The sequence below is a fragment of the Rathayibacter sp. AY1A4 genome (assembly GCF_002930955.1).
Classification (GTDB): domain Bacteria; phylum Actinomycetota; class Actinomycetes; order Actinomycetales; family Microbacteriaceae; genus Rathayibacter.
In genome coordinates this window covers 27,761-51,935 of the sequence record NZ_PSTN01000014.1, presented here as the reverse complement: position 1 = coordinate 51,935, position 24,175 = coordinate 27,761, and the positions used below count along the sequence as shown (strand labels likewise).

The window sequence follows — 24,175 nt, the reverse complement described above, 5'->3', positions numbered from 1 at the left end:
GATGCTCGCTCAGCAGGAGCCGGAGCCCCCGCGTCAGCCCTTCTCCGCGCCCTCGGTCGTGTTCATGATCCGCCGCTGGAAGACGAAGAACAGCACGGCCACCGGGATCGACATCAGCACCGCGGCCGCGAGCTGCAGCGGGTACTGGTTGCCGGTGCCCAGCTGCCCCGACACGAGCGACGCGACTCCGGTCGTCAGCGTGTTGAGCTCCGGCGACTGCCGAGACACCACGAAGTGCGAGAACTCGTTCCACGAGCCCTGGAACGACAGGATGAACAGCGTCACGATCGCCGGACGCGCCATCGGCACCACGATCGAGCGGAAGGTCCGGAACACTCCGGCTCCGTCGATCCGCGCGGCCTCCTCGATGGAGAGCGGGATCGAGTCGAAGAACTGCTTCATGATGAAGATCCCCGCCGCGTCCACGATCAGCGGGACGATCATCCCCGCGTAGCTGTCGTAGAGGCCGAGCTGCTTGAGGATCAGGAACCGCGGGATCAGCAGCACCACCGCGGGCACGCTCATCACTCCGATGAACAGCGCGAACAGCAGGCCCCGTCCGCGGAAGCGCAGCCGCGACAGCGCGTAGCCGGCCAGCGAGTCGAAGAAGACCCGGCCGACCGTGACGAACACGGTGACGATCACCGAGTTGAGCGTCCACAGCGGCAGCGGGACGTCGGTGAACAGCCGCTCGTAGGAGGCGAACGACCAGGTCGCGGGCAGCAGCGACAGCGGGTTCGCGGTGGCGTCGGCGTCCGACTTGAACGACGAGGCGACCGAGATCAGGAACGGGTAGATGTATACCAGCGCCAGCGCGATCAGCAGCAGGTAGCCGCCGATCAGCGACGCGCGGCCGCGCGCGCCGAGGCGGATGCGGCGGTGCGGGACCGGCGCGGCGGGCTCGGGGCTCTCGGGGGCGCGGGTGCCGGGCTCGGTCAGCGTGCTCATCGGATGCCTCCCGTGGTGAGGGTCGTCGCGGCGTCGGCGCGGGCGGCGCGGCGGGGGCGCCGGCGCGGCTCCCCCTTCTCTCGGAGGAGCGCCCGCTGCAGGAGCGTCAGCACGACGATGATGAAGAAGAGGATGAAGGCGATCGCGGCGCCCTGACCCCAGCGGAGATCCGTGAACGAGGACTCGTAGGCGAGGTACGCCGGGGTGAGCAGCGTCTTGCCCGGCGCCCCTCCTCCGGTGAGGTAGATCTGGTCGAACACCTGCCAGGTGCCGATCAGTCCGAGGGTCAGCACGGTGAAGAGCGTGGGCTTGAGCATCGGCAGAGTGACCGAGAAGAACTTCCGGAGCGGGCCGGCGCCGTCCATGAGCGCCGCCTCGTCGATCTCGGCGCCGATGTTCTGCAGCGCCGCGAGGAACAGCAGCATGAACGTGCCCGAGGTGGTGAAGATCGCCATCGTGATCAGAACGCACATCGCGACGGACGGGCCGGACAGCCAGTCCCACCAGGTGAGGCCGAGCGGGGCGCCCGCGGCCAGCGGCCCGGAGCCGTCGACGCCGACGGCGCCCAGGAGCGAGTGCAGAACGCCGGTCGGGTCGGCCATCCAGGTCGGCCCGTCGGCGCCGAACCAGCCGAGCACCGCGTTGACGACGCCGGAGGCGGAGAAGAGGAACAGGAAGATCACGGTGATCGCGATCGAGGAGGTGACGGAGGGGAAGTAGAAGGCGGTGCGGAAGAAGCCCCGGCCCCGCAGGATCCGCCGGTTCACCTGCACGGCGAGGAAGAGCGCGAGCGCGGTCTGCAGCGGCACCACGAGCAGCACGTAGTAGACGTTGTTGCGGATCGCGGTGCCGAAGTCCTTCTGCGCCAGGCCGGAGTCGGTGAGCACCGCGCGGTAGTTGTCGGCTCCGACGAACTGCGCGGTCGGCCCGAGGGGCGAGCCGAGCCCGTTCCAGTTGCTGACGCTGACCCAGAGGGCGAGGCCGATCGGGACGACGAGGAACACGCCGATCACGACGATCGCCGGGAGGGTGAAGAGCCAGCCGTAGCGGGCCTCGTGCCCGCGGATGCCGGAGCGGCGGCTCCGGGGGGCGGCGGTGGTGCTCATCGATGCGTCTCCTTCGACTCACGTGCGCGGGGTGGGGCGTGCCGGTCGGGCACGGGGAGGCGGCGGTCGGGTCCGCCGCCTCCCGGCCGGGCTACTTCGCGTTCGCGGTGTCGAGCGCGTCCTGCAGGTTGGTCTGCAGATCGCCGAGGATCGACTCCGGGTCGCCGGTCGCGAGGCCCTCGAGCGCCGAGTTGAAGTCGGTGATGACGGTCGCCGCGCCGGCGAAAGCCACCGGGCTCACCGCGTAGTCGTTGCCGGAGACGAAGGCGGAGTTCTCGGGGTACTTCGTCGCGTACTCGGCGGCTCCGGTCTCGGTGGAGGGGATGACTCCGAAGGCGTCCGAGAAGGCGAGCTGCTGCTCGTCCGAGGTCAGGGCCGACACGAGCGACTCCGTCTTCTCGGCCGTGGCGCTGCCGACGGGGATGCCCCAGCAGTTGCTGAAGGTGAAGGTCGACTTCCCGCCGGGGCCGGCGGGGAGCTCGGCGACGCGGTAGTTCACGTCGGGGTAGTCGGCCGCGAGCGCTCCGTTGATCCACGGGCCCTCGATGACCATCGCCGCCGCGCCCTTGCCGAACGCCTCGCCGGACCAGCCGGAGTCGAGCGCGGCCGGGAACTTCAGCACGCCGTCGGTGAGCAGCGTCTTCACCTCGGTCAGGCCCGCGACGTTCTCGGGGGTGTCCGCGGTGACGGTGGTGCCGTCCTCCGAGAGGAGCGATCCGCCGGCCTGGTTCATGAAGGTGCCGATGCGCGCGTACTCGGCGCCGAAGGAGAGCCCGGTCACTCCGTTCGCGGTCAGCTTCGTCGCCGCCGCCTCGAGCGAGGCCCAGTCGGTGGGGACGTCCGCGTCGGTGAGGCCGGCCGCCGCCCAGAGGTCCGTGTTGATCACGAGGCCGAGCGTGGAGAAGTCCTTGGGCTCGCAGTAGAACCGGTCGTCGTAGCTGAACGCGTCGCGCAGCGCCGGGTAGAAGGTGTCGGCGTTCCCGGCGTCCTGGGCGTACGGCTCCAGGTAGCGGTTGCTCGCGTAGGTCTGGAACTGGTCCCAGCTCATGTAGAAGAGATCGGGCGGGTTGCCGCCGGAGAAGCCCTGGCCGAGCTGCTGCGTCAGGTCGCTGGCGGCGACCACGTCGACCGTCGTGCTGTTCTGCTCGCCCCAGGCGTTCACGGCGTCGGTGACGGCGGTCGTCTCGGCGTCGCCGGACGAGCCGATCATCACGGTGAGGGCGGAGTCGCCGCCCGCGTCACCGGAGTCGGAGCCGCTCGAGCAGGCGGCGAGCGGGAGCAGCAGGCCTCCGGCGAGGATCGCGGCACCCCAGCGTGCCGCGCGGTGGGTGGGTGTCATGGTCTGGCCTTTCGTGGGGAGGGGCGCCGGTCGGAGTGACGGCGCCTCAGTCGGCGGGGTGGTGGAGGGGTGTGCGGAGCACGAGGTGGGGCTCGATCAGGCGGTGGGCCTCGCCCGGCGCGAGCGAGCGGTGGACGACGTCGTCGCCGCGCTCGCCCAGCAGGAGCTCGAGCGCGCCCGCGGCCACCGCGTCGAGGTCCTGCTCGATGCTCGGCAGACCGACGGCCGCGGCGACGGGGGTGTTGTCGAAGCCGACGATCGGGAGGGAGGACCGGCCGACGGCCACGGCGGCCATCGAGGCGCCGAGCGCGAGCGAGTCGGAGACGCAGACCAGCCCGTCGAGCTCCGGGGTCGAGCGGAGGAACTCGATGGCCGCGATCCGGGCCTGCTGGACGTCGTCCTCGGAGGAGGCGGCGAGCAGGGGCGCGTCGGGGAACCGCTCGCGGTGCACCCGCTCCCAGCCGCCGCGGCGGTCGTCGCCGGTCGCGGATCCGCTCGGCCAGCCGAGGAAGCCGATGCGGGAGCAGCCGCTGTCGGCGAGGTGCGCCGTGGCCTGGGCGAGCCCGGCGGCGCCGTCGACGTCGACCCAGAGGTGCTGCGGGTCGTTGCGGTCGTCGACGCCCCACGGCCGGCCGAAGGTGACGAAGGGCACGGCCTGCTCGATCAGCCAGGCGGTCCGGGGGTCGCCGTAGAAGGTGGAGGTGAGCACGAAGGCGTCGACGTCGGCTCCGTCGCGGAGGCGCCCGATCCGCTCGATCTCCTCCTCCGGGCTCTTCGCCGTGTAGAGGAGGATGCGCATGCCCCGCGCATCGGCCTGCTCGGTGACGGCGTGGAGGAAGCGGTCGAGCAGGCTGCCGGAGATGCCGTCGAGCACGCGGTCCATCCGGACGCCGATGGTGCCGGACTTGCGGGTGCGGAGGCGGCGGGCCGAGGCGTGCGGCCGGTAGTTGAGGTCGCCGATCGCCTTCTCCACGCGCTCGCGGGTGCTGTCACGGACGATGTGCGGGCTGTTGAGCACGTTCGACACGGTCTGGCGCGAGACGCCGGCGGCACGGGCGACGTCCTCGACGGTCGGCAGTGCCATGGGTCCTCCTCGACGTGCTCTTGATCGTTCCAACCTGGCGGAATATACCGGTTTGATCGATCAAATCCTTCGGTAAGGTTACCTCCGACGACGCCGCTGTCAACCGTCCGCCACGCTCCGGCACTCCCGGGGCCGGCGGAGGACGATCGGCGGCACGCCCCCAGCACCGACGATCCAGTGAGGAGTCGACCGTGACGACCGAGCGCGACGACCGACAGACCCCGCCCCGCCAGCCCCTCCTCCACGACTCCCTCGTCCTGCTCCGCGCACCCGTGCAGCTGTGGTCGGACGAGGCGGGCGAGGTCGGCTCCCGCCCCGTGCACGGGCTCTACCTCGGCGACGTGCGCGTGCTCGCGGGCGCCTCGCTCCGCGTGGGCGGCGCGGCGCTCGAGGCGATCGCGACCGGCCGCGACGGCGCCTCCTCCGCCCGCTTCACCGCGCTCGCCCGCCATCTCGACGACGCCGCCGCGGACCCGCGGATCCGCGTGGTCCGCTCGCGGGAGGTCTCCGCCGGCGGCGTCCGCGAGAGCATCCGCCTCGAGTCGGCGCTCCCCGACGAGGTCGCGACGACCGTCGAGCTGACCCTCGACCCCGACTTCTCGCTCGTGCACGTGGTGAAGGCGGGGCTCCGCGACGAGCCCTCCTTCGCGACCGCTCCGGTGGACGGGGGCCTCGACTGGACCCACGGCCCGGTCCGCGCCGAGCTGCGCGCACCCGGCGCCTCGATCTCGGGCACGGTGCTCACCTGGAGCGTCGTGGTCCCGGCCCGCGGGAGCGTCGAGGTCGTGTGGAGCGTCGCCGCGGAGGACGCCTCCGCCGTGGTCGCCGCCGCGTCCGGACCGGCCGAATGGGCGGGGACCGCGCTCGAGACCGGCGACTCCCGCCTCGCCTCCTGGTGCCGCGCCGCGCTCGACGACCTCGACGCCCTGCGCATGGTCACCGTGGAGCGGCCCGGCGAGCCGTTCCTCGCGGCGGGAGCGCCGTGGTTCTTCACCCTCTTCGGCCGCGACTCGATCTGGGCGGCGCGGATGCTCCTCCCCCTCGGGACCGGGATCGCCGCCTCCACCCTCCGCGTCCTGGCCGGCCTCCAGGGCACCCGCCACGTCGCGGACACCGCCGAGCAGCCGGGCAGGATCATGCACGAGCTGCGCGCCACGACCCTCGAGATCCCCGGCGAGGGCGTCTCGCTGCCCCCGCTCTACTTCGGCACGGTCGACGCCACCGCGCTCTGGGTCTGCCTCCTCCACGACGCCTGGCGCTGGGGGCTCCCGGACGACGAGGTCGAGGAGCTGCTGCCCGCTCTGGAGGCGGCGCTGCGCTGGCTCCGCGACGACGGCGACTCGGACGGCGACGGGTTCCTCGAGTACGTCGACACCACGGGGCACGGCCTCGCCAACCAGGGCTGGAAGGACTCGGGCGACTCGATCCAGTGGCGCGACGGCACGCTCGCCGAGGGTCCGATCGCGCTCTGCGAGGTGCAGGCCTACGCCCACGAGGCCATGGTCGGCGGAGCGGCGCTGCTCGAGCACCTCGGCCGTGAGGGCTCGGAGTGGCGCGAGGCGGCGTCGACGCTGAAGGCGCGCTTCGCGGAGGCGTTCTGGATCGACGACGCCGACGGCGGCTACCCGGCGATCGCGCTCGACGCGGCCGGGCGCCCGGTCGACACGATCACCAGCAACCTCGGCCACCTCCTCGGCACCGGCATCCTCTCCCCCGAGCACGCCGCCCGGGTCGCCGAGCTGCTGGTCTCCCCCGGGCTCGACTCGGGCTTCGGCCTGCGCACCCTGGACACCGGCTCGGGCGGCTACTGGCCGCTGTCGTACCACGGCGGCTCCGTCTGGGCCCACGACACCGCGATCGCCGTCACCGGGCTCGCCCGGGAGGGCTTCGGGGCGGAGGCGACGACCCTCTCGCGCGGACTGATCGCCGCGGCCGAGGGCTTCGGCTACCGGATGCCCGAGCTGCACTCGGGCGACCCCGCCGCCGAGGTGCACGCGCCGGTGCCGTACCCGGCGGCCTGCCGACCGCAGGCCTGGTCGGCGGCCGCCTCCGTCGCCGTGCTGTCGGCGGCGCTGGGGCTCGCTCCCGGAGGCGACACCCTGGTCGTCGCGCCGCTCTCGCCCGCGCTCGCCGGGCCGATCCGCGTGGACGGGATCCGCTACCGCGGCTCCGTCGTGCCGGTGGACTGGGACGGCAGGATCTGAGGCGCCGCGCCGCTCAGGGCGGACCGGCTCAGATCAGGCCGGCTCAGGGCAGGCGCGCTCAGGGCAGACGCGCCACGACCGCGCGCGCGATGCGCCGGCCCGAGCGGTTCGCCCCGATGGTCGAGGCCGTCGGGCCGTAGCCGGCGAAGAAGACGCGCGGATCCGTCAGCGAGGCTCCGTCGGCGACCGCGATGCCGCCCTCGCGCTCGCGCAGCCCGAGCGGAGCGAGGTGGCGCAGCTCCGGCCGGAAGCCCGTCGCCCAGATGATCGCGTCGGCGCGCGTGAAGGAGCCGTCCGGCCAGCGCACGCCCTCCTCCTCGATCGACGAGAACATGCCCCGCTCGTGCAGGAGCCCGCGCTCGATCCCGGCGACCACCCGGCGGGTGCGCTGCACGCCCGTGCCGCCGACGATGCTCGGGAGGGGCAGCCCGGCGCGGGCGGCGCGGTCCTGCTCGGCCACCGCCTCCACCGCCGACTCCATCGCCAGCTGCTCGCCGTCGTGGTAGACCACCGGTCGCCGCGTCGCCCACGTCAGCGAGCGCGCCACCCGCTCGAGCTCCAGCAGGAAGCCGATCGCCGAGGTGCCGCCGCCGACCACGAGCACCTGCTTCCCGGCGAAGTCCTCGGCGCGGGCGTACTCGGTCGGGTCGATCTGCACGCCGCGGAAGCGGTCGCGCCCGGGGTAGTGCGGGACGAAGGGCGATCCCCAGGTGCCGGTCGCGTTGACGAGCAGACTCGCGCGCTCGACCGCGCGGTCGGACTCGACGACGAGCGGCGACCTCGTGTCGTGCGGCGTCGCACTCGTGACGCGCCGCACCGACTCCGGACGGCGGATCTCGAGACCGAGCTCCTCCTCGTAGCGCCCGTAGTACTCGCGGACCACGTCCCGTGCCGGTCGCCGGTGATCGGCCGTGCGGAACGAGAGCCCCATCCGCTCCATGCCCGGGAGATCGTGCACGCGGTGCACGGAGCCGAGCCGCAGGGCCTCCCAGCGGAACTGCCAGGCCCCGCCGGGCTCCGGACCGCGGTCGAGGACGATCAGGTCGCGCCCGGGGACGAGGCCGAGACGGCGCAGGTAGTAGGCCACGGACAGACCCGCCTGGCCCGCGCCGATCACCACGACGGGACGCGGTGGGGCGACGCTGTCCACGGTGCTCCTGACGCGGTCGAGGATGGGCGGCCGTCCGGCAGATCGAGGCCCGGGGTGGCGTGTCCCCCGTCTGCTAAACTACCGCGTAGATTTCAACTTTCCCTGTCTGCTCTTTTCCCCAGCCGGCTCACTGCCCGTCTGGCCTGTCATCGTGAGGGGGTCACCCATGGGGCGCGGCCGTCAGAAGGCGAAGAACACCAAGATCGCCCGTGAGCTGAAGTCGTTCAGCCCGGCGGTCGATTACAGCGCGCTCGAGCGCGAGCTCAGCCACCCGGACGAGCCGGACTACTCGAAGTGGATCGACGCCGAGGACGACGGCGACGACACGGACCTCGTCGAGGAGCCGCACCAGAAGCGTGCGTGACTCCTCCCGTGAATCGGGGCCGCTCCCTCGGGGCGGCCCCGTTTCGCGTGCGGACGGCGATCCGGCGGGTGAGGGACCCGACCTGGAGCGCGGGTCGCTCGGCCGAGCACGTTCTCCCGCTTTCCGCCACTGAGTGCAGAATGTCGGTGCCCCCTGGGACACTGACCCGATGAGCACTTCCCCGCCCGCACGGCTGCCCGTGTGGCAGTCGGAGCGTCGCGGGAGCGACCTCGACGAGGCGCGCGACTTCTACGCCGGCTCGTACAACGGCTCCGGCTTCCGGGCCGAGCGCTCGGTCGTGCCGTTCGCGTTCCGCTACACGACGACCGGGCCCGGGCCCGTGAGCCTCCACTCCGCCTCCTTCCTGGGCCGGGTGCGCGGCACGGTAGCCCCGAGCGACGTCTACGTCGCCCTCTGGCTGACCGCGGGGCGCGCCTCCCTCGATCTGGGGCGCGACGAGCACCGCCTCGTCGTCGGGCGCCCGGCCATGTTCCCGAGCGGCCGGCCCTTCGGCTTCGAGGCCTTCGAGTACCGCGACGCGCTCGTGCACTTCGAGGCCGCCCACCTCGAGGCGATCGCCGCCGAGCTGCACGGCACCGAGCCCGGCCCGCTGCGGTTCGCCCCCGTGGCGCGCGACACGACCGCCTGGTGGGCGGCGATCCGGCTCCTGCGCGACACCCTCGCCTCCGCGCACGCGCCCACCGTGCTGCAGCGCGACGGCGTCGCCCGCATCGCCGCGCTCGCCGCCCTGCAGACCTTCGCCCACCGCATCGCCCCGCTGCCGGCCGTGCCGCCCTCGGTCAGCGCGCGGCGCCTCCGCCGGGCCGTGGAGTTCGTGCAGGCCAACGCCGACCTGCCCCTCGGAGTGGCCGACATCGCCGACGCGGCCGGGCTCACGGTCCGCGGCGTGCAGCTCGCGTTCCAGCGCGCCTTCGGCGAGACCCCGCGGCACTACCTGCGCGACGTCCGCCTCGAGCGCGCGCACGAGGAGCTCTCGGCCGGATCGATCGGCTCGCTGGTGGTCGGCGACGTCGCCGCACGCTGGGGGTTCATCAGCGGCGGCCGCTTCGCCCAGCACTACGCGACGCGGTTCGGCGAGCTCCCGAGCGAGACCCTCCGGCGCTAGCCCCGCCGATCCCCGACGACGGTTCCGCCGAGGGGCGTTCGGGCGTACTGTCCGAGGACCGCCCGCTGCCCCGCGGGCCGCGTCGATGGAGCCGCGAATGTTCGAACCCGGAGGATCCGCGCGGCCTGTCGCGCGGGTCGGCTACGTCACCGCCGCCCTGCTGGTCGGCGCGATCCTGGTGGGCGGCGCGGTCGGCGCCGCCGTCGCCCTGGTCCTCTACCTGCCCGGCGTCCTCGCCGCCGACGGACCGCCCGGACTGGTGAGCTTCGGCCTGCTCATGGGAGCGGCCTCCGGCGCGGGCATCGGAGTCGTCGGAGGCGCGGGAGCGGTCGCCGGCATGGTCGCGGTGCGCGTCGCGAGCCGCCGCGACGGCCCGTTCGTGCTCGGCACCAGCGCGGGCGCCGGCCTCGGCGTGCTGGTCGCCTGTGCGAACCTGCTCGTCAGCCGCGACGCCCCGACCTGGGCGACCGCCCTGCTCGCCACCGCGGCCGCCTGCGCCCTCTGCGCGGCGGGCTCGTGGCTGCTGACCCGGCACGAGCACTCCTGGGAGCGCGCGCACGCCGCACCGCGCTGATCCGCGACGCCTCCGGGGATCAGCCCGCGTAGGACCCGACCAGGCGGACCGCTCCGCCGTCGACGCCCTTCGCGCCCTGCTCGAAGCCCTCGAACCCGCGCGCGGCGGTCGAGACGCGGCCCGCGACCCACGACGGGACGCCCGAGCGCTCGAGGCGCGCGATCACGCCGTCGGCCGCCTCCGCCGCGACCACGGCGAACATGCCGATGCCGAGGTTCCAGGTGCCCTCGGTGCTCTCGAGCGTCGCGCCGGACATCCCGGCGAGCGCGCGGAACACGTCGGACGGGCTCCAGCTCGCCCGCTCGACCTCGACCCAGGAGCCGCGCGGCAGCACCCGTGCGAGGTTCGCCGCGATCCCGCCGCCGGTGACGTGGCTGATGGAGTGGACGGCCGGGCCGAGCTCGGCGTCGTCGAGCAGGTCGAGGAGGGGCCGGGTGTAGAGGCGGGTCGGCTCCAGCAGCACCTCGCCGACCACGCCGCCCAGCTCCTCGGAGCGGTCGGTGAAGCCGATGCCGCGCTCGGCGAGGATGTGGCGCACGAGCGAGTAGCCGTTCGAGTGCAGTCCGGAGGAGGCCATCGCCACCACGACGTCGCCGTCGCGCACGCGGTCGGCGCCGCGCACCTGGTCGGCCTCGATCGCGCCGACCGCCGCGCCCGCCACGTCGTAGTCGTCGGGTCCGAGCAGGCCCGGGTGCTCGGCCGTCTCGCCGCCGACGAGCGCGGTGCCCGTCTCGGAACAGGCGCGCGCGATGCCGGCGACGATGTCGGCGATGCGGGCCGGGACGACCTTGCCGCACGCGATGTAGTCGGTCATGAAGAAGGGGCGGGCGCCGACCACGACGATGTCGTCGACGACCATGCCGACGAGGTCCTGCCCGATGGTGTCGTGCTTGTCGATCGCCTGGGCGAGCGCGACCTTGGTGCCGACGCCGTCGGTCGAGGTCGCGAGGAGGGGGGCTCGGAAGTCGCGGAGGAAGGAGACGTCGTAGAGGCCCGCGAAGCCGCCGACCCCGCCGAGGACCCGGCTGTCGTGCGTCGCCGACACCGCCGACTTCATCAGCTCGACGGCGAGGTCCCCCGCCGCCGTGTCGACTCCTGCGCGGGCGTAGCTGCTCGTCTCATCACTCACGCGACGACCCTACCGACTGCCCTCTCCCGCCGCGGCGCGGATCCGGGTCCGCCGCACAGGCGGCTCCCGCTCCGCGCCCGCGGTCACGCGTCCCAGGCGACGTAGTGCAGCTCGGCGCGGTCGCGGCTGCGGTGGAGGTCGAGGTAGGACCGGGCGATGACCTCGGCCGCCGCGTCCGGGTGGCCGCCGTCGATGAGCGCGGTGATCGCCACGTGGGCGGCGTAGACGCCCCGGGGCTCGAGCGCGGAGTGGAGGTTGAGGACCCAGTTCCGCAGGCCCGCGGCGGCGATGTTGATGTTCGCCAGCGCCGCGTGCGGGGAGACGGAGCCGCCGCCGGTGGTGACGAGGATCGTCCCGCTGCCGGCGGCGATCATGTCCGGAACCACCTCGCCGACGGCGCGGAGCGCGCCGCCGAGGTAGAAGTCGATCTGCGGCTGCAGGTTCTCGGGCGTGACGTCCAGGACGCCGACCGGGGTGAGAGCGGAGTCGGCGGGGGAGAACTCGAGGACGTCGATCGGACCGAGGTCGGCACGGATCGCCCGCAGCGCGGCGGTGAGGGTCTCGGGCTGCGCGATGTCGGCGGCGAACCCCGTCGCCTCGATGCCCTCCTCGGCGAGGCGGGCGGCCAGGCCGTCCAGCTTCTCCTGGTTCCGCGAGACGAGGGCGACGGTGAAGCCGGCCCGGCCGAAGACGCGGGCGATCTCGAGGCCGAGGCCGGGGCCCGCGCCGATGACGGTGAGAAGGGGCATGAGAGGTCCTGTCGTCGTGCGCCCCGGGGCGCGATGAGCGGGGCTGCTAAGTTGAGGTCAGCCTCAACACTCATTGGACCATAACTTGAGTGGCACCTCAAGATCATCGGAAGGATCGCATGGACGAGCAGAAGGTCCTGCGCCGGGACGCGCAGCGGAACGTCGAGAAGCTGCACGCCGCCGCCCTCGAGGTCTTCGGCTCCCGCGGCCTCGCCGCCCCCCTCGAGGACATCGCCCGTCACGCCGGCGTGAGCATCGGCACCCTCTACAACCGCGTCGGCTCCCGTGAGGAGCTCATCGACGCCGTCATCCCGGCCGTCGCGGGCGAGAAGCTGAAGGGCCTGACCGAGCGCGCTCTCGCCGAGCGGTCCTCCCGCGGACGCCTGGAGCGCTTCGTCTCCGGGATGATCGACCTCCAGCTGGAGGACCCCGCCCTCAACGACGCGATGCTGCGCCGCTTCCCCGACGCGGTCGCCCTCATCGAGGCCTGCGACCGCTCGATCGAGCTCGGCCGGGATCTCGTCGAGGCCGCCCACCGCGACGGATCCCTCTCCCCCGACTTCACCCACGACGACCTGATGGCCCTGCTCTGGATGGCGGGCACGACCAGCCGCGAGTCCGCGGCTCCGCAGGGCTGGCGCCGCGTCCTGGACCGCAGCCTCGCCGGAGCCTGGACGGCTCCGAGCAGCTGAGCGGCCGCGCGGCTCCCCGACCGACCGCCCGGCCGATCCGCCGGTCGGCGCCGCCCCGAGCACCCCCGCGACCACGGATCCGCCCACGGCGAACCATTAGGGGATGAGTCCCCCGCGTGCCAGGATGGACCGTCAAACCCCCCTGCTATCCCCTTGGGAGCCCCTCCGGCATGTGCGGAATCGTTGGGATCGTGTCCTCCGGACCGGTCAACCAGTCCATCTACGACAGCCTCTCCCTCCTGCAGCACCGCGGCCAGGACTCGACCGGCATCGCGACCGCCGACGGCAGCACTCTGCACATCAAGAAGGCCGCGGGACAGGTCCGCGAGGCGTTCCGCACCCGCGACATGCGCTCGCTGCTCGGATCCATGGGCCTCGGCCACGTGCGCTACGCGACGAAGGGCAACGCCGAGCGCGAGGAGGAGGCCCAGCCGTTCTACGTGAACGCGCCGTACGGCATCATCCTCGTCCACAACGGCAACCTCACGAACACGCGCGAGCTCACCGAGGAGCTCTTCCGCATCGACCGCCGCCACCTCAACACCACCTCCGACACGGAGCTGCTGGTCAACGTGCTGGCGAACGAGCTGCAGGCCTCGATGTCGGGCCGCGACCTCGACGCCGACGAGGTGTTCGACGCCGTCGCCCGCGTGCACGAGCGCGTCGAGGGCTCCTACGCCACCATCGCGCTGATCGCCGGCGTCGGGCTGCTGGCGTTCCGCGACCCCTTCGGGATCCGCCCGCTCATCGTCGGCCGCCGCAGCAACACCGGGGCGCCGGACGACTGGGTCGTCGCCTCCGAGTCGCTCGTGCTCGAGGCGCAGGGCTTCGAGATCGTCCGCGACGTCGCTCCCGGCGAGGCGGTCTTCATCACCCCCGACGGCCGGATGGCCAGCCGCCAGTGCGCGAAGGACCCGCGACTCATCCCGTGCTCGTTCGAGTACGTCTACCTCGCCCGCCCCGACTCCGTGATGTCGGGCATCTCGGTCTACGAGGCGCGCCTGCGCCTGGGCGACCGCCTCGCCGACACCATCGCGCAGTACACCCCGGGCGGAGCGATCGACGTCGTCATGCCGATCCCCGACTCCTCCCGCCCCGCCGCGATGCAGGTCGCGCAGAAGCTCGGGATCGAGTACCGCGAGGGCTTCTACAAGAACCGCTACGTCGGCCGGACGTTCATCATGCCCGGGCAGGCGGTCCGCAAGAAGTCGGTGCGGCAGAAGCTCAACGCGATGTCGAGCGAGTTCAAGGGCAAGAACGTCCTGATCGTCGACGACTCGATCGTCCGCGGCACCACCTCCAAGGAGATCGTCGACATGGCCCGCGCGGCCGGCGCGAACACGGTCACCTTCGCATCCGCCGCGCCTCCCGTGCGCTACCCGCACGTGTACGGGATCAACATGCCCTCGCGCCAGGAGCTCGTGGCCCACAACCGCCGCATCCCCGAGATCTCGGAGGCGATCGGCGCCGACCAGCTGATCTACCAGGAGGTCGCCGACATGAAGGCGGCGATCCTCGAGGGCTCGGACGTCACCGACCTCGAGACCAGCTGCTTCACCGGCGAGTACGTCACGGGCACCGTCACCCCGGAGTACCTCGACTGGGTGGAGCGCACGCAGCTGAGCTGAGCTCTGCACAGCGCCGGGCGCGGCGCAACGGGTGCCGCGGATCCGTGCGCCGCTCCATGATCGGAGGGTGCGCGGCCCCGCGCGCATGCACCCGAGGAGTCCCCCGTGATCTACCGAATCCTTCCGTTCCTGCTCACCTTCGTGGCCAAGAAGATCTCGAAGTCGCAGAAGGCCAAGCGCGCCGCCGCCAAGCGCCCGACGTCCAGCGCGAGCAGCAGCCGCCGCTCCTCGTCGCGCCGGGGACGCTGACGCCGCGGTCCCGTCCGCGAGCGCGAGCCGCGGGCGGGACCCTCAGCGCAGGGCGGAGTGCAGCGGCCGCAGGGCGGCCTGCCTCCGCCGGCTAGACCCGGTCGGACCCCGTCTGCGGGTCGTCCTCGTCGGACGTCGTCCGCGCGTCGGGCAGGGCCTCCTCGGCCACGGGCTCCTCGGCCGCGTCCTCGCGCTCGACGATCCGCTCGGCGGTGGTCCGGACGACCTTCCGGCCGACGACCCGGTCGAGCAGCACCACGACGAGCCCCGCGAGAGCGCCGAACAGCGTCACGAAGAGCAGCAGGCTGAAGCCGAAGACCTGCCCGCGGGAGAAGCCCTGCGTCTCGGGCAGCGCGAAGGTCAGCACGAAGGCCGCGATCGCTCCGAGCCCGACGCCGAGGGTCAGGATGCGCCAGACGCGCGGGGAGCGGCGGACGTCGACCTCTTCGCGGGTGACCTCGGGGCGGGCGGGATCGCTCATGTCTCCATTCTCCCCCGCGCGGGCGAGGGCGAGGCACCGTGATCGCTCAGAGCGCGTGCACGAGCCGGCCCGCCTGCGCGCGCAGCTCGCGGACGACGGTGCGGACCGAGAGCCGCTCCGCCCGGTCCGGCCGCATCAGCGCGACGATGTGCCGCACGGAGTTCACTCCGCGGAGCGGCTTCACCACCACTCCCGCGCCGCCCGCCGTGTAGCGCGGGAGCACCGCGATGCCCAGGCCCGCCGCGACGAACGCCTCCGTCACTCGGGTCGACGCGAAGCGCTGCTCCACCCGCACCGCCTCGCCGGACGCGGTCTCGATGTCCTGCATCACGCGCTCGAACGGGAACCCGTCCGGGACGCCGATCCAGGTCTCGCCGACCAGGTCCGCCGCCGAGACCGTCGCCCGGTCCGCGAGGCGGTGCCCGGCCGGCAGGCCGATGTCGAGGGGCTCGACCATCAGCTCCGCCATCGCGAGTCCGCGGCCGGCCCAGGCGCTTCTGCCGGTGGGCGAGTGGGCGAGCACGATATCGAAGTCGGCGGTCAGGTCGGCGAACTCGTCGGTGCCGGGGTCCGCGTCCTCGCACTGCACGACGAGTCCCTCGACGCTGCGGAGCGCGACCAGCGCGTTCGGGAGGAGCATCTGGCCCGCGGTGGGGAAGGTCGCGATGGTGACCTCGCCGATCGGGTTGTTCTTGAACGTCTGCCAGACGGCGTCGGCCCGCTCGAGCGCGATCGCGATCTCGGTGGCGCTCCGGGCGAGCTCGCGTCCCGCCGCCGTGAGCACCACGCCGCGGCCGGAGCGCTCGATCAGCGGCACGCCGGCCTCGCGCTCGAGCACCTTGAGCTGCTGCGAGACCGCGGAGGGCGTGCGGTGCGTCGCCTCCGCCACGGCCGTGATCGAGCGGCGCATCGAGAGCTCGCGGAGCAGTTCCAGCCGTCGCACATCCATGTAGAGAAACTACACGTCAGGGCAAGAACAGTTCGATTGTCCTACGGAACACCGGGCCGGACACTGGACGTTGTACACAGCATCCCGGCGGATCGATCAGAAGCCGCCGCAACGAAAGGCAGAACACTCATGAGCATCGCAATCCTCGTCGTCCTCAGTGGCCTCGCCGCATGGGGCACGGTGTCGACGGTGCTCGTCGCCAGCCGCGACGGCTACCGTCAGGTCCCCGCGCAGCACTGAGCCCCGCCGCTCCGCGACAGCACCTCATCGCGTTCCGACGCCGTCTCCCGATCGGGAGGCGGCGTTCTCGCGTCTCCGGGGGGCTACCGCCGCTCCTCGGGGAGCGCCTCCCCGCCGCGGCTCCCGGCGGTCGACCATCGGCTCGCCCCGCACACGACGACGGGCCCCCGACCGGAGTCGAGGGCCCGTCGTGCGCGCGGTGCGGCTACTTCGCGGCGGTGCGGCGGCGCAGGCGCGCGACCGTCATGCCCAGACCGAGCAGCAGAGCGGCGATCCCGGCGGCGAACGCGGGGGTCGCGTCCACTCCGGTCTCGGCGAGGTGGTGCGAGCCGGCGACCGGAGCAGTGGTCGGCGTCGGCGCGGGGCCCGTGGTGGGCGGCGTGGTCGGCGCGGGCGTCGGCTCCGTGGTCGGTCCGGGAGTCGGGGTGCCCGCTCCGGCGCCGGCCGCGACGGCGAAGCCGACGCTGATCTCGGTGCCGGTGGTGTCGAGCACGAACGTCGCGGTGTGCGCGCCGCCCGCCAGACTCTCGTCGATCGGGACCGAGAACGAGGCGCGACCGGTCGAGTCGTCGGTGACGGCCCGGGTCGGGTCGATCGTCGCGGTGCCGACGACGGTGCCGTCGACGCTCGCGGTCACGGTGGTGTCGGCCGCGGCTCCGGTGCTGAACAGGAGCGAGGAGAGGTCGACGGTCATCGTGTCGCCGACCGCGTACTCGCCCGAGTCCGGGACGTTGTCGGTCAGGCCGATCGTGCGCTGCACGGGGTCGGGGCTGACGGTGCCGAGGTCCTGGATGTAGCCGACGAAGGCGTCCAGGTCGATGCGGCCGGAGTCGGCCGTGCCGGTGCCCTCGGTGAAGGTGCTGAAGCCGTCGCCGCCGCTCGCGAGGAAGCTGCTGGTCACGACGGTGAAGGTCGCGGCCGGGTCGATCGGCTCGTTCTGGAAGAACACCTGCGAGATGCGCGAGCCCTCGGGCGCCGTGGCGTCGAAGACGTAGGTGAGGTCCTTCGAGGTGGAGAGGTTCAGCTGCGGGTGGCTGGAGCTGCCCACCCACTGCTCCTCGAGCAGGTCGGAGATCTGCTCGCCGGTCAGCTGCAGGGTCACCAGGGTGTTCGCGAAGGGCTGGGCGTCGGAGGCCTCGGCGTAGGTGACCACGCCGTCCGCGTCGCCGGGCTGGTCCGGAGTCGCGGTGTAGGAGAGGTCGTCGCGCAGGCCGCCCGCGTTCGAGAAGGCGATCTGCGTGCCGAGCTCACGGGTGGCCCAGAGCTGAGCGTCCGAGACGAGGTTGCCGAGGGTCGACTCCGAGCCGCGGTTGGTCGTGGTGCCGTCCGGGCGGTAGGCGCGCGAGATGTCCTCGGTGATGGTGCCGACCTTCACGCTGCCCTCGCGGACGGCGACGGCCTGGGCGTCGGCGACGATGGTCTCGACCTCGGGGTCGGGCTCGAAGGCGCCGACGACGATCGTCTTGGCCGGGTCATCCGAGGCCGGGTCGTCGACGACCTTCGTCAGCGGCACGACCTCGCTGGTGAGCGAGGTGAGCTGCTTGGTCGCCGGGTCGACGGTCAGGGACATGCGGCCGATGTTCTCGGCGTAGCTGCCGGTCTGCGACACGACGGTCGGGAAGGCCCGGCCGGCGTCGATGCCCGCGTTGTACTCCTGGTGGCTGTGGCCCGAGACGATCGCGTCGACGTTCGGGGCGACCGCGTTGACGATCGCGCCGAACTTGGGGTCCGCCTCCGGAGTGTTCAGCTCGGCCGCGTCGGCGTCGGCTCCCTCGTGCAGGAGCAGGACGACCACGTCGGCCTCGTCGTTGGCGGCGTCGCCGTCCTGGAGCTGCGCGGCGACCTCGTTGACGTTCTCGGCGATGGGCTCGATGGAGAGCGTCGAGATCGTGGCGGGGCTGACGAGCTTGCCGAGGTCCTCGGTGATCGCGCCGATGAAGGCGACGGAGACGCCGTCCTGCTCGGTGATCACGTACGGGGAGTAGGCGCGCTCGCCGGTCGCGGTGTCGTAGAGGTTCGCGTTCACGTAGGGGAACGCCGAGGCGTCCACGACGCGGCCGTCGACATCGGCGCGGCCCTGGTCGAACTCGTGGTTGCCCAGCGTGCTGACGTCGAGGCCCATCGCGTTGAGCGAGTCGAGCGTGGGGATGTCGCCCTGCACCTTCGACACGAAGGTCGAGGCGCCGATGTTGTCGCCGGCCGAGACGAACAGCGTGTTCGGGTTGGCGGCGCGGTAGGAGTCGACGGCGCCGGCGAGCACGGCGGCTCCGGCGACGGCGCGGTCGGCGGCGAGCCGCCCGTGGAAGTCGTTGATCGAGAGGATGTCGATGGCGACATCGCCCTCGGCCGCCACGGCGGGCGTGGCGCCGAGGAGGGCCGCTCCGGCGACGGCGCCGACGGCGGTCGCGGAGAGGAGTCGGGTGAGGCCGCGTCGGCCCGGGGAAGTACTGCGCATCGTGAAGGGGACTCCAAGCATCGAGCGGTGGATCCGGAGAGGATTCGTGCCGCGTGAGGGGGTTATTCCCAGACAACCCGACGGCGGACCCCAGGTCAAACAATCTGACGACGGCTCGCCGCCGCGTTTACGAGAAGTTAACTCGCCGACGCTCAGCCGACGCGCAGGATGGGGAGGAACGGCGTGAGGTCCGCGCGCACTCCGGAGGCGTGGATCCGCCCGCTCGCGAGGCCCTCGCTCCACGGCAGGGAGCCGGTCGCGAGCGGCAGCCAGGTCGCCGCGTCCATCTCGATCACGTTCGGCGGAGTCCCGCGGGTGTGGCCCGGTCCCTCGACGCACTGGGCCGCGCCGAACGGCGGAACGCGCACCTCGACGCTGCGTCCGGGGACGTTCGTCTCGATGATCTGCAGGAGGAACCGCACCGCCGTCGCCGTCGTGTTCCGGTCCGCTCCTCCGGCGAGCGCCGCCCGCACCGCGGACTGCCCGCTCGCCTCGTCGATCCTGCCCTTGGCCATGCACCCATCCTGCCGCCGCCGCTCGCTCCCGGAGGCCTCCGCAGGGCTCCGCCCGGCGTGTCGGCGTCCGCAGCGCCGCCCTGCGGAGGAGGACGTCACAGGGACCAGCCCCGGCGCGGGGCGCCCTATCCTGTCAGGGTGAAGATCCTCGTCCTCGGTTCGGGTGCCCGTGAGCACGCCATCATCACGGCTCTCCTCGCGGAGGAGGAGCACCACGAGATCATCGCGGCGCCCGGCAACGCCGGCATCGCGCGCGACGTCGAGGTCATCCACTTCGACACGAACAGCCCCCGGCTGGTCAGCGACTTCGCGGTGGAGCAGGGCATCGAGCTCGTCGTCATCGGCCCCGAGGCGCCCCTGGTCGCCGGAGTCGCCGACGCGCTCCGCAAGCGCCGCATCCCCACCTTCGGCCCCGACCGGGCCGCCGCCGCACTCGAGGGCTCGAAGACCTTCGCGAAGCGCGTGATGGACATGGCCCGCGTGCCCACCGGCCGCGCGACCCGCGTCTCCACCCTGGTCGACGCCACCCGCGCCATCGACGAGTACGGACTCCCCTCGGTCGTCAAGGCCGACGGCCTCGCCGCGGGCAAGGGCGTCCTGGTGACGGAGTCGCGCAGCGCCGCGATCGCGCACGCCGAGTTCTGGCTGCAGTCCGGCGACGTCCTCATCGAGGAGTTCCTCGCCGGCCAGGAGGTCTCCCTCTTCCTCCTCTCCGACGGCCACGACGTCGTCCCCCTCTCCCCCGCGCAGGACTTCAAGCGCCTGAGCGACGGCGACGAGGGGCCGAACACCGGCGGCATGGGCGCCTACTCCCCGCTCCCCTGGCTCGCCGACCGCTGGGAGAGCGAGCGCGCCTTCGTCGACGAGGTGATCGACACGGTCGCCATCCCGACCATCCGCCAGCTCGAGCGCGAGCGCACCCCCTTCGTCGGACTCCTCTACTGCGGCCTCATCGTGACCGACGCGGGCCTGCGCGTGATCGAGTTCAACGCCCGCTTCGGAGACCCCGAGACCCAGGTCGTCCTCCCCCGCCTCGCCTCCCCGCTGTCCGCGCTGCTGCACGCGGCGGCCACCGGCGCGCTCGCCTCCGTCCCGTGGCCCGCGTTCACGGACGAGGTCGCCGTCACCGTCGTCCTCGCGAGCGAGGGCTACCCCGAGAACGCCGTCACCGGACGGACCATCACCGGACTCGACGCGGCGGCGGACGTCCCAGGCGTCACCATCGCCCACGCGGCGACCCAGCTGGTCGACGGGAGCTTCGTCGCCACCGGCGGCCGCGTGCTCAACGTCGTCGCACGCGGCGCCGACTTCGCCGAGGCGCGGGAGCGGGCGTACCGCGCGCTCGACCTGATCCACCTCGACGGCGGGCTGTATCGGAGCGACATCGCGGCGAAGGTCGCGAAGTAGAGCGACCTCAGCGTGATGTCGGCCACGCCGCTCCCCGCGCGGCGTGGCGCGGTCGGCTGGGAGAGTGGCCGGGTCTCGGGGAGCGATCGGCGCGTCCGACACGCTCGGCACGCGTTCCGGTCGACGCCTCGAGGGTGGCCGGGGGTGGAGTGGACCCGCGCTCGGACTCGGACCTCCGCGACACGGGCTCGCGGCGGAGGTCGGTCGCCTCGCGGGGGGGGCGGGTCAGGCCAGGGTGCGGAGGGCCTCGGAGAGGTGGGGGTGCGCGAAGGTGAAGCCGGCGTCCTCGAGGCGGGCGGGCACGACCCAGCGGGACTTGAGCAGGAGCTCGGACTCGGTGCGGAGCAGGAGCGCCGCGGGTTCGAGGACGAAGCGCGGAGCCGGCACGCCGATCCGGCGGCCCACGGCGGCGCGGAGCAGCCGGGAGAGCTCGGTGTTGTCGCTCGGATTCGGCGACGCGAGGTTCACCGGCCCGTCGAGGGTCGACTCCTCGAGGAAGCGGATCGACCGGTGGACGTCCTCCACGTGGATCCAGCTGAAGTGCTGACGGCCGCTGGTGCGCCGGTGCTCGTGGTGCACGCCGGCCTCGCGGCGCGCGCGCGTCGAGGGCCACGGCCCGTCGAACTGCGGACCGCCGAGGCCGAGCCGCGCCAGCCGCAGCAGGATCGCCGTCGCCGGACCGTCTCCGAGCACGATGGACATCCGCAGCGCCACGCGCCGCACGCCGGGCGTCTCCCCGGCGAAGAACTCCGACTCCCACGCCCGCGCCACGTCGACCGAGAAGCCCTCGCCGAGCACGCCCTCGTCCTCGGTGTTCGCCCGCTCCTCCTCGTGCCGGTAGATCGTGGCCGTGCTCGCGTTCATCCAGACCGGCGGAGGAGTCGCGGCCGCCTCGACCGCGCGGTGCAGCTCCGCGGTGGTCGCCACGCGCGAGCGGAGGATCTCGGCGCGGTTCGCCGCGGTGTACCGGCAGTCGACGCTCTTGCCGGCCAGGTTCACCAGGAGGCGCGCACCGTCGAGGACCCGGGTGATGCCGGCGGTGTCGCCCCAGCGCGCGTCCGGCCCGGAGCGGCCGATCCTCCGCACCGTCCAGCCGTCGGCCGTGAAGCGGCGGGTGAGGTCCGTCCCGAGGAATCCGCTCGCACCGGCGAGGACGACGACGGGGTCAGCGGTGCTGCTCATCGCCCCATCGTGCCGCACGGCGCCGGAGTCACGGGGAGGACTCGTCGCAGGCGCGCTGCCGGGACGCGGAGTGGGTGGAGGCGGGCCTCGGTCAGCCGCCGAGCGACCCCGCACCGCGGAGCAGACGCGCCGCGGCGAGCGCCCCGGCCAGCCGCTCGGCGAACCCCGGCGGCACCTCGGCGGGCAGCGCGTCGACCGGCCACCAGGCCACGTCGTCGCTCTCGTCGCTGACGCTCACCGGAGCGTCCGGATCGGCGATCGCACCGTAGCCCACGTCCCAGTGGCGGGAGCAGCGGCCGAAGCCGTCGCCGAGGGCGTGCCGGTCGAGGTCGAGGGGCAGGACGCCGAGCGGCTGCAGCCCTGCCGCTCCGCTCTCCTCCCGCGCCTCGCGGAGGGCCGCGTCGGCCGTGGAGCCGTCGCCGGGCTCGACGTGACCGCCGAGCTGCACCCAGAACCGGCCCTTGCGGTGGAAGCAGAGCAGCACCTGCGCGAGATCCGGCGAGAGCACGAAGCAGCTCGCCGTCAGGTGCTCGGGTCCGCCGTCGCGCTCGAGCGCCGACTCGCCGCGCTGCTCGAGGAACGCCAGGTACTCGTCCCGCAGGTCCGCGAGCGCGCCCGCGTCCCACTCCCGCAGCTCGCCCGCCAGCCGCGCCCCTCGCTCCCCCGTCACGCGATGGACCCTACCTCCCCTCCGCGAGCTGCCACTCCGGTGCGCGGCACGGCGTGCGTGGCGTACCGGAGCGGCAGCTTCCGGGGAGGGAGGAGGGACGGGAGCGTCAGACGGAGAGGCCGGAGAGGCCCTCGCGGTCGACGCGGCGGTGGAAGCGCATGCCGGCGAGACCGCCGAGCACGGCGCCGACCAGCGCGACGATCAGGGCGGCGAGCGCCGTCACGACCGCCGCGGCCGTGGCGTCGCCGGCGTCCAGGGGGATCGTCGGGAAGCCGCTGACCGCGGAGAGCGCCTGGCTGCCGCCGGTGATCGCCGAGACGATGCCCACGACGATCGCGACGACGACCGCCCAGGCCCACACTCCGACGCCCTGCTTCGCTCCGCTGAAGCGGGCCATGCGGCCGGCAACGTACCCGCCGCAGTAGTAGGCGACGAGGAGGATGACCAGCAGTGCGATCGCGCCCGCCCAGCCGAACGCGGCGGGGTCGGCCGCGAGGTCGCCGGTGACGTCCTGGGTGCCGATGACGGCGGCCCCGATCGCGGTGACGAGGGCGGTCAGGAGGACGGCGAGTCCGGTGGCGGCGAGCCAGCCGAAGAAGGCGCAGCCGATCTTGAAGCCGCCGAAGCGGTCGCGCTCGCGCTGGTGGATGTCCTTGCGCGCGGCCGCACGGGCCTGCTTCGCCTCGGCGGAGTCGGGGTCGACGGGCGCGCGGTGCTCGGGGGCCGAGTGCGCCGAGTCGGAGCGGTCCGTCGAGGCGGAGCGGTCAGGAGTCGCGGAGCGGTCCGTCGCCGCAGCCGCTCCCGTGTCCCCCGCCGAGTCGATGCGCGCCGTGCCGCCCGCCGCCGAGCCCTCTGCCCGTCGTGGCAGTCCGCCGTCAGCCGGATCCCTGTCTGTCGTGCTCATGTCGAACCTCCTGGCCGAGCGCCCCGAAGAAGGGCGACACGCTCAGTCAAGACCCAGGGAGCCCTCGGTGTCGCGGGCTTGACGACAGGACGGAGCGGTCCGGTCGTCAACCCCCTGCGCCCCCTCCCTCCCACCCGCTTGCATGGAGGCACCGACCGACGACACGAGAGGGAGAGTCATGACTCCGGAATCCCCCGAGCAGACACCGCCCGGCACCGAGGCCGAGCTGACGCCGAAGGCCGACCACGGCGAGACCAGCTACCGCGGCTCCGGCCGCCTCAGCGGCAAGGTCGCCCTCATCACGGGCGGCGACAGCGGCATCGGCAAGGCCGTCGCGATCGCGTTCGCGCGCGAGGGCGCCGACGTGGCGATCTCGTACCTCGACGAGCACGACGACGCCGAGGACACCGCGACGTGGGTCCGGGAGGCCGGCCGCGAGGCGCTGCTCCTCCCCGGCGACCTGCAGGACCCGGCGCACTGCCGCGCCGTCGTCACCGAGACCGTCGAGCGCTTCGGCCACCTCGAGGTGCTCGTCAGCAACGCCGCCTTCCAGATGAGCCGCGAGAGCGTCACCGACATCCCGGACGAGGAGTGGGACCGCACGATCGCGACGAACATCAGCGCCTACTTCCACCTCGTGAAGTCGGCGCTGCCCCACCTGAAGGAGGGCGCGTCGATCATCGCGACGAGCTCGGTGCAGTCCGACCAGCCGTCGTACCAGCTGCTCCCCTACGCCGCCACGAAGTCGGCGATCCTCAGCCTCACCGCCTCGTTCGCGCAGGCGCTCGGCGAGAAGGGCATCCGCGCCAACTCGGTCGCGCCCGGCCCGATCTGGACGCCGCTGATCCCCTCGACCATGCCGGAGGAGGCCGTCGCCGAGTTCGGCGAGCAGGTCCCGCTGGGCCGCCCCGGGCAGCCGGCCGAGGTGGCCCCCGCCTACGTCCTCCTCGCCTCCGACGAGGCGAGCTACATCAGCGGGTCGACGATCGCCGTCACCGGCGGGAAGCCGATCCTCTGATCACGCTCCAGG

Annotated in this window: 23 protein-coding genes; 9 read left to right on the top strand and 14 right to left on the bottom strand. The window is 73.1% G+C overall.

What is annotated here, in order from left to right:
* Positions 1–33 precede the first annotated feature (33 nt).
* From C5B92_RS09995 to C5B92_RS09980, 4 genes are all read right to left on the bottom strand, one after another.
* Positions 34–948 carry a carbohydrate ABC transporter permease gene (locus C5B92_RS09995; protein WP_104238713.1) on the bottom strand — a complete coding sequence of 305 codons (915 nt, stop codon included), beginning with the start codon at positions 946–948 and terminating at the stop codon, positions 34–36.
* A complete protein-coding gene (locus tag C5B92_RS09990; RefSeq protein ID WP_104238714.1) occupies positions 945–2,054 on the bottom strand; it encodes a carbohydrate ABC transporter permease in 1,110 nt (369 codons plus the stop codon). The genes C5B92_RS09995 and C5B92_RS09990 overlap by 4 nt, the downstream gene beginning before the upstream one ends.
* A gap of 91 nt (positions 2,055–2,145) precedes the next feature.
* The gene (locus C5B92_RS09985) at positions 2,146–3,393 is read right to left on the bottom strand and encodes an extracellular solute-binding protein (protein ID WP_104256053.1); all 1,248 of its coding nucleotides are present in this window, start codon (positions 3,391–3,393) and stop codon (positions 2,146–2,148) included.
* Positions 3,394–3,439: 46 nt separating this feature from the next.
* Complete coding sequence (locus tag C5B92_RS09980; protein ID WP_104256052.1) at positions 3,440–4,477, bottom strand: LacI family DNA-binding transcriptional regulator; 1,038 nt, start codon at positions 4,475–4,477, stop codon at positions 3,440–3,442.
* Between the two features lie 191 nt (positions 4,478–4,668).
* On the opposite strand from C5B92_RS09980, the gene C5B92_RS09975 reads away from it, so the two are divergent.
* Positions 4,669–6,681, top strand: a complete 2,013-nt coding sequence (locus C5B92_RS09975; RefSeq protein WP_104256051.1) for a glycogen debranching N-terminal domain-containing protein — start codon at positions 4,669–4,671, stop codon at positions 6,679–6,681.
* 58 nt (positions 6,682–6,739) lie between these two features.
* On the opposite strand, the gene C5B92_RS09970 is transcribed toward C5B92_RS09975, so the two are convergent.
* Positions 6,740–7,831, bottom strand: a complete 1,092-nt coding sequence (locus tag C5B92_RS09970; protein WP_104256050.1) for an FAD-dependent oxidoreductase — start codon at positions 7,829–7,831, stop codon at positions 6,740–6,742.
* A 166-nt stretch (positions 7,832–7,997) separates the two neighbouring features.
* Here C5B92_RS09970 and C5B92_RS09965 point away from each other — a divergent pair, with 166 nt between their 5' ends.
* The 3 genes from C5B92_RS09965 (at position 7,998) to C5B92_RS09955 (ending at position 9,895) form a co-directional block, all read left to right on the top strand.
* The gene (locus C5B92_RS09965) at positions 7,998–8,195 is read left to right on the top strand and encodes a DUF3073 domain-containing protein (RefSeq protein ID WP_097167615.1); all 198 of its coding nucleotides are present in this window, start codon (positions 7,998–8,000) and stop codon (positions 8,193–8,195) included.
* A 169-nt stretch (positions 8,196–8,364) separates the two neighbouring features.
* Positions 8,365–9,321: a helix-turn-helix transcriptional regulator gene (locus C5B92_RS09960; RefSeq protein ID WP_104256049.1), complete on the top strand. Its 957-nt coding sequence runs from the start codon at positions 8,365–8,367 to the stop codon at positions 9,319–9,321.
* A gap of 97 nt (positions 9,322–9,418) precedes the next feature.
* On the top strand, positions 9,419–9,895 hold the full coding sequence (locus tag C5B92_RS09955; protein WP_104256048.1) for a hypothetical protein: 477 nt from the start codon (positions 9,419–9,421) through the stop codon (positions 9,893–9,895).
* A 19-nt stretch (positions 9,896–9,914) separates the two neighbouring features.
* On the opposite strand, the gene purM is transcribed toward C5B92_RS09955, so the two are convergent.
* The gene (purM, locus tag C5B92_RS09950) at positions 9,915–11,024 is read right to left on the bottom strand and encodes a phosphoribosylformylglycinamidine cyclo-ligase (protein ID WP_104223764.1); all 1,110 of its coding nucleotides are present in this window, start codon (positions 11,022–11,024) and stop codon (positions 9,915–9,917) included.
* 83 nt (positions 11,025–11,107) lie between these two features.
* Positions 11,108–11,773, bottom strand: a complete 666-nt coding sequence (locus C5B92_RS09945; protein WP_104256047.1) for an SDR family NAD(P)-dependent oxidoreductase — start codon at positions 11,771–11,773, stop codon at positions 11,108–11,110.
* Positions 11,774–11,892: 119 nt separating this feature from the next.
* Between C5B92_RS09945 and C5B92_RS09940 the strand changes: the two genes are divergently transcribed.
* The 3 genes from C5B92_RS09940 to C5B92_RS17300 all read left to right on the top strand — a co-directional run bounded on the left by C5B92_RS09940 (position 11,893) and on the right by C5B92_RS17300 (position 14,342).
* The gene (locus tag C5B92_RS09940) at positions 11,893–12,465 is read left to right on the top strand and encodes a TetR/AcrR family transcriptional regulator (RefSeq protein ID WP_104256046.1); all 573 of its coding nucleotides are present in this window, start codon (positions 11,893–11,895) and stop codon (positions 12,463–12,465) included.
* Between the two features lie 170 nt (positions 12,466–12,635).
* On the top strand, positions 12,636–14,093 hold the full coding sequence (gene purF, locus C5B92_RS09935) for an amidophosphoribosyltransferase (RefSeq protein WP_104223766.1): 1,458 nt from the start codon (positions 12,636–12,638) through the stop codon (positions 14,091–14,093).
* 105 nt (positions 14,094–14,198) lie between these two features.
* Positions 14,199–14,342: a hypothetical protein gene (locus tag C5B92_RS17300; protein WP_181028791.1), complete on the top strand. Its 144-nt coding sequence runs from the start codon at positions 14,199–14,201 to the stop codon at positions 14,340–14,342.
* Positions 14,343–14,433: 91 nt separating this feature from the next.
* On the opposite strand, the gene C5B92_RS09930 is transcribed toward C5B92_RS17300, so the two are convergent.
* The 4 genes from C5B92_RS09930 to C5B92_RS09915 all read right to left on the bottom strand — a co-directional run bounded on the left by C5B92_RS09930 (position 14,434) and on the right by C5B92_RS09915 (position 18,982).
* Positions 14,434–14,823, bottom strand: coding sequence for a hypothetical protein (locus tag C5B92_RS09930; RefSeq protein ID WP_104250788.1), 390 nt, complete (start codon positions 14,821–14,823; stop codon positions 14,434–14,436).
* Positions 14,824–14,869: 46 nt separating this feature from the next.
* Positions 14,870–15,772 carry a LysR family transcriptional regulator gene (locus C5B92_RS09925; RefSeq protein ID WP_104238722.1) on the bottom strand — a complete coding sequence of 301 codons (903 nt, stop codon included), beginning with the start codon at positions 15,770–15,772 and terminating at the stop codon, positions 14,870–14,872.
* Positions 15,773–16,217: 445 nt separating this feature from the next.
* Positions 16,218–18,467 (bottom strand): bifunctional UDP-sugar hydrolase/5'-nucleotidase, encoded by a 2,250-nt coding sequence (locus tag C5B92_RS09920; protein ID WP_181028790.1) that lies wholly within the window; start codon positions 18,465–18,467, stop codon positions 16,218–16,220.
* A 152-nt stretch (positions 18,468–18,619) separates the two neighbouring features.
* Positions 18,620–18,982, bottom strand: coding sequence for a sterol carrier family protein (locus tag C5B92_RS09915; RefSeq protein WP_104223770.1), 363 nt, complete (start codon positions 18,980–18,982; stop codon positions 18,620–18,622).
* Positions 18,983–19,120: 138 nt separating this feature from the next.
* Here C5B92_RS09915 and purD point away from each other — a divergent pair, with 138 nt between their 5' ends.
* Complete coding sequence (purD, locus tag C5B92_RS09910) at positions 19,121–20,389, top strand: phosphoribosylamine--glycine ligase (protein ID WP_104233829.1); 1,269 nt, start codon at positions 19,121–19,123, stop codon at positions 20,387–20,389.
* Positions 20,390–20,614: 225 nt separating this feature from the next.
* Here purD and C5B92_RS09905 read toward each other — a convergent pair whose 3' ends face one another.
* From C5B92_RS09905 to C5B92_RS09895, 3 genes are all read right to left on the bottom strand, one after another.
* The gene (locus tag C5B92_RS09905) at positions 20,615–21,571 is read right to left on the bottom strand and encodes an epimerase (RefSeq protein ID WP_104256043.1); all 957 of its coding nucleotides are present in this window, start codon (positions 21,569–21,571) and stop codon (positions 20,615–20,617) included.
* A 91-nt stretch (positions 21,572–21,662) separates the two neighbouring features.
* A complete protein-coding gene (locus C5B92_RS09900; RefSeq protein WP_258061333.1) occupies positions 21,663–22,241 on the bottom strand; it encodes an NUDIX hydrolase in 579 nt (192 codons plus the stop codon).
* Between the two features lie 106 nt (positions 22,242–22,347).
* On the bottom strand, positions 22,348–23,145 hold the full coding sequence (locus C5B92_RS09895; RefSeq protein WP_104256042.1) for a hypothetical protein: 798 nt from the start codon (positions 23,143–23,145) through the stop codon (positions 22,348–22,350).
* 178 nt (positions 23,146–23,323) lie between these two features.
* Here C5B92_RS09895 and C5B92_RS09890 point away from each other — a divergent pair, with 178 nt between their 5' ends.
* Positions 23,324–24,163, top strand: a complete 840-nt coding sequence (locus C5B92_RS09890) for an SDR family oxidoreductase (protein WP_104256041.1) — start codon at positions 23,324–23,326, stop codon at positions 24,161–24,163.
* Positions 24,164–24,175 lie beyond the last annotated feature (12 nt).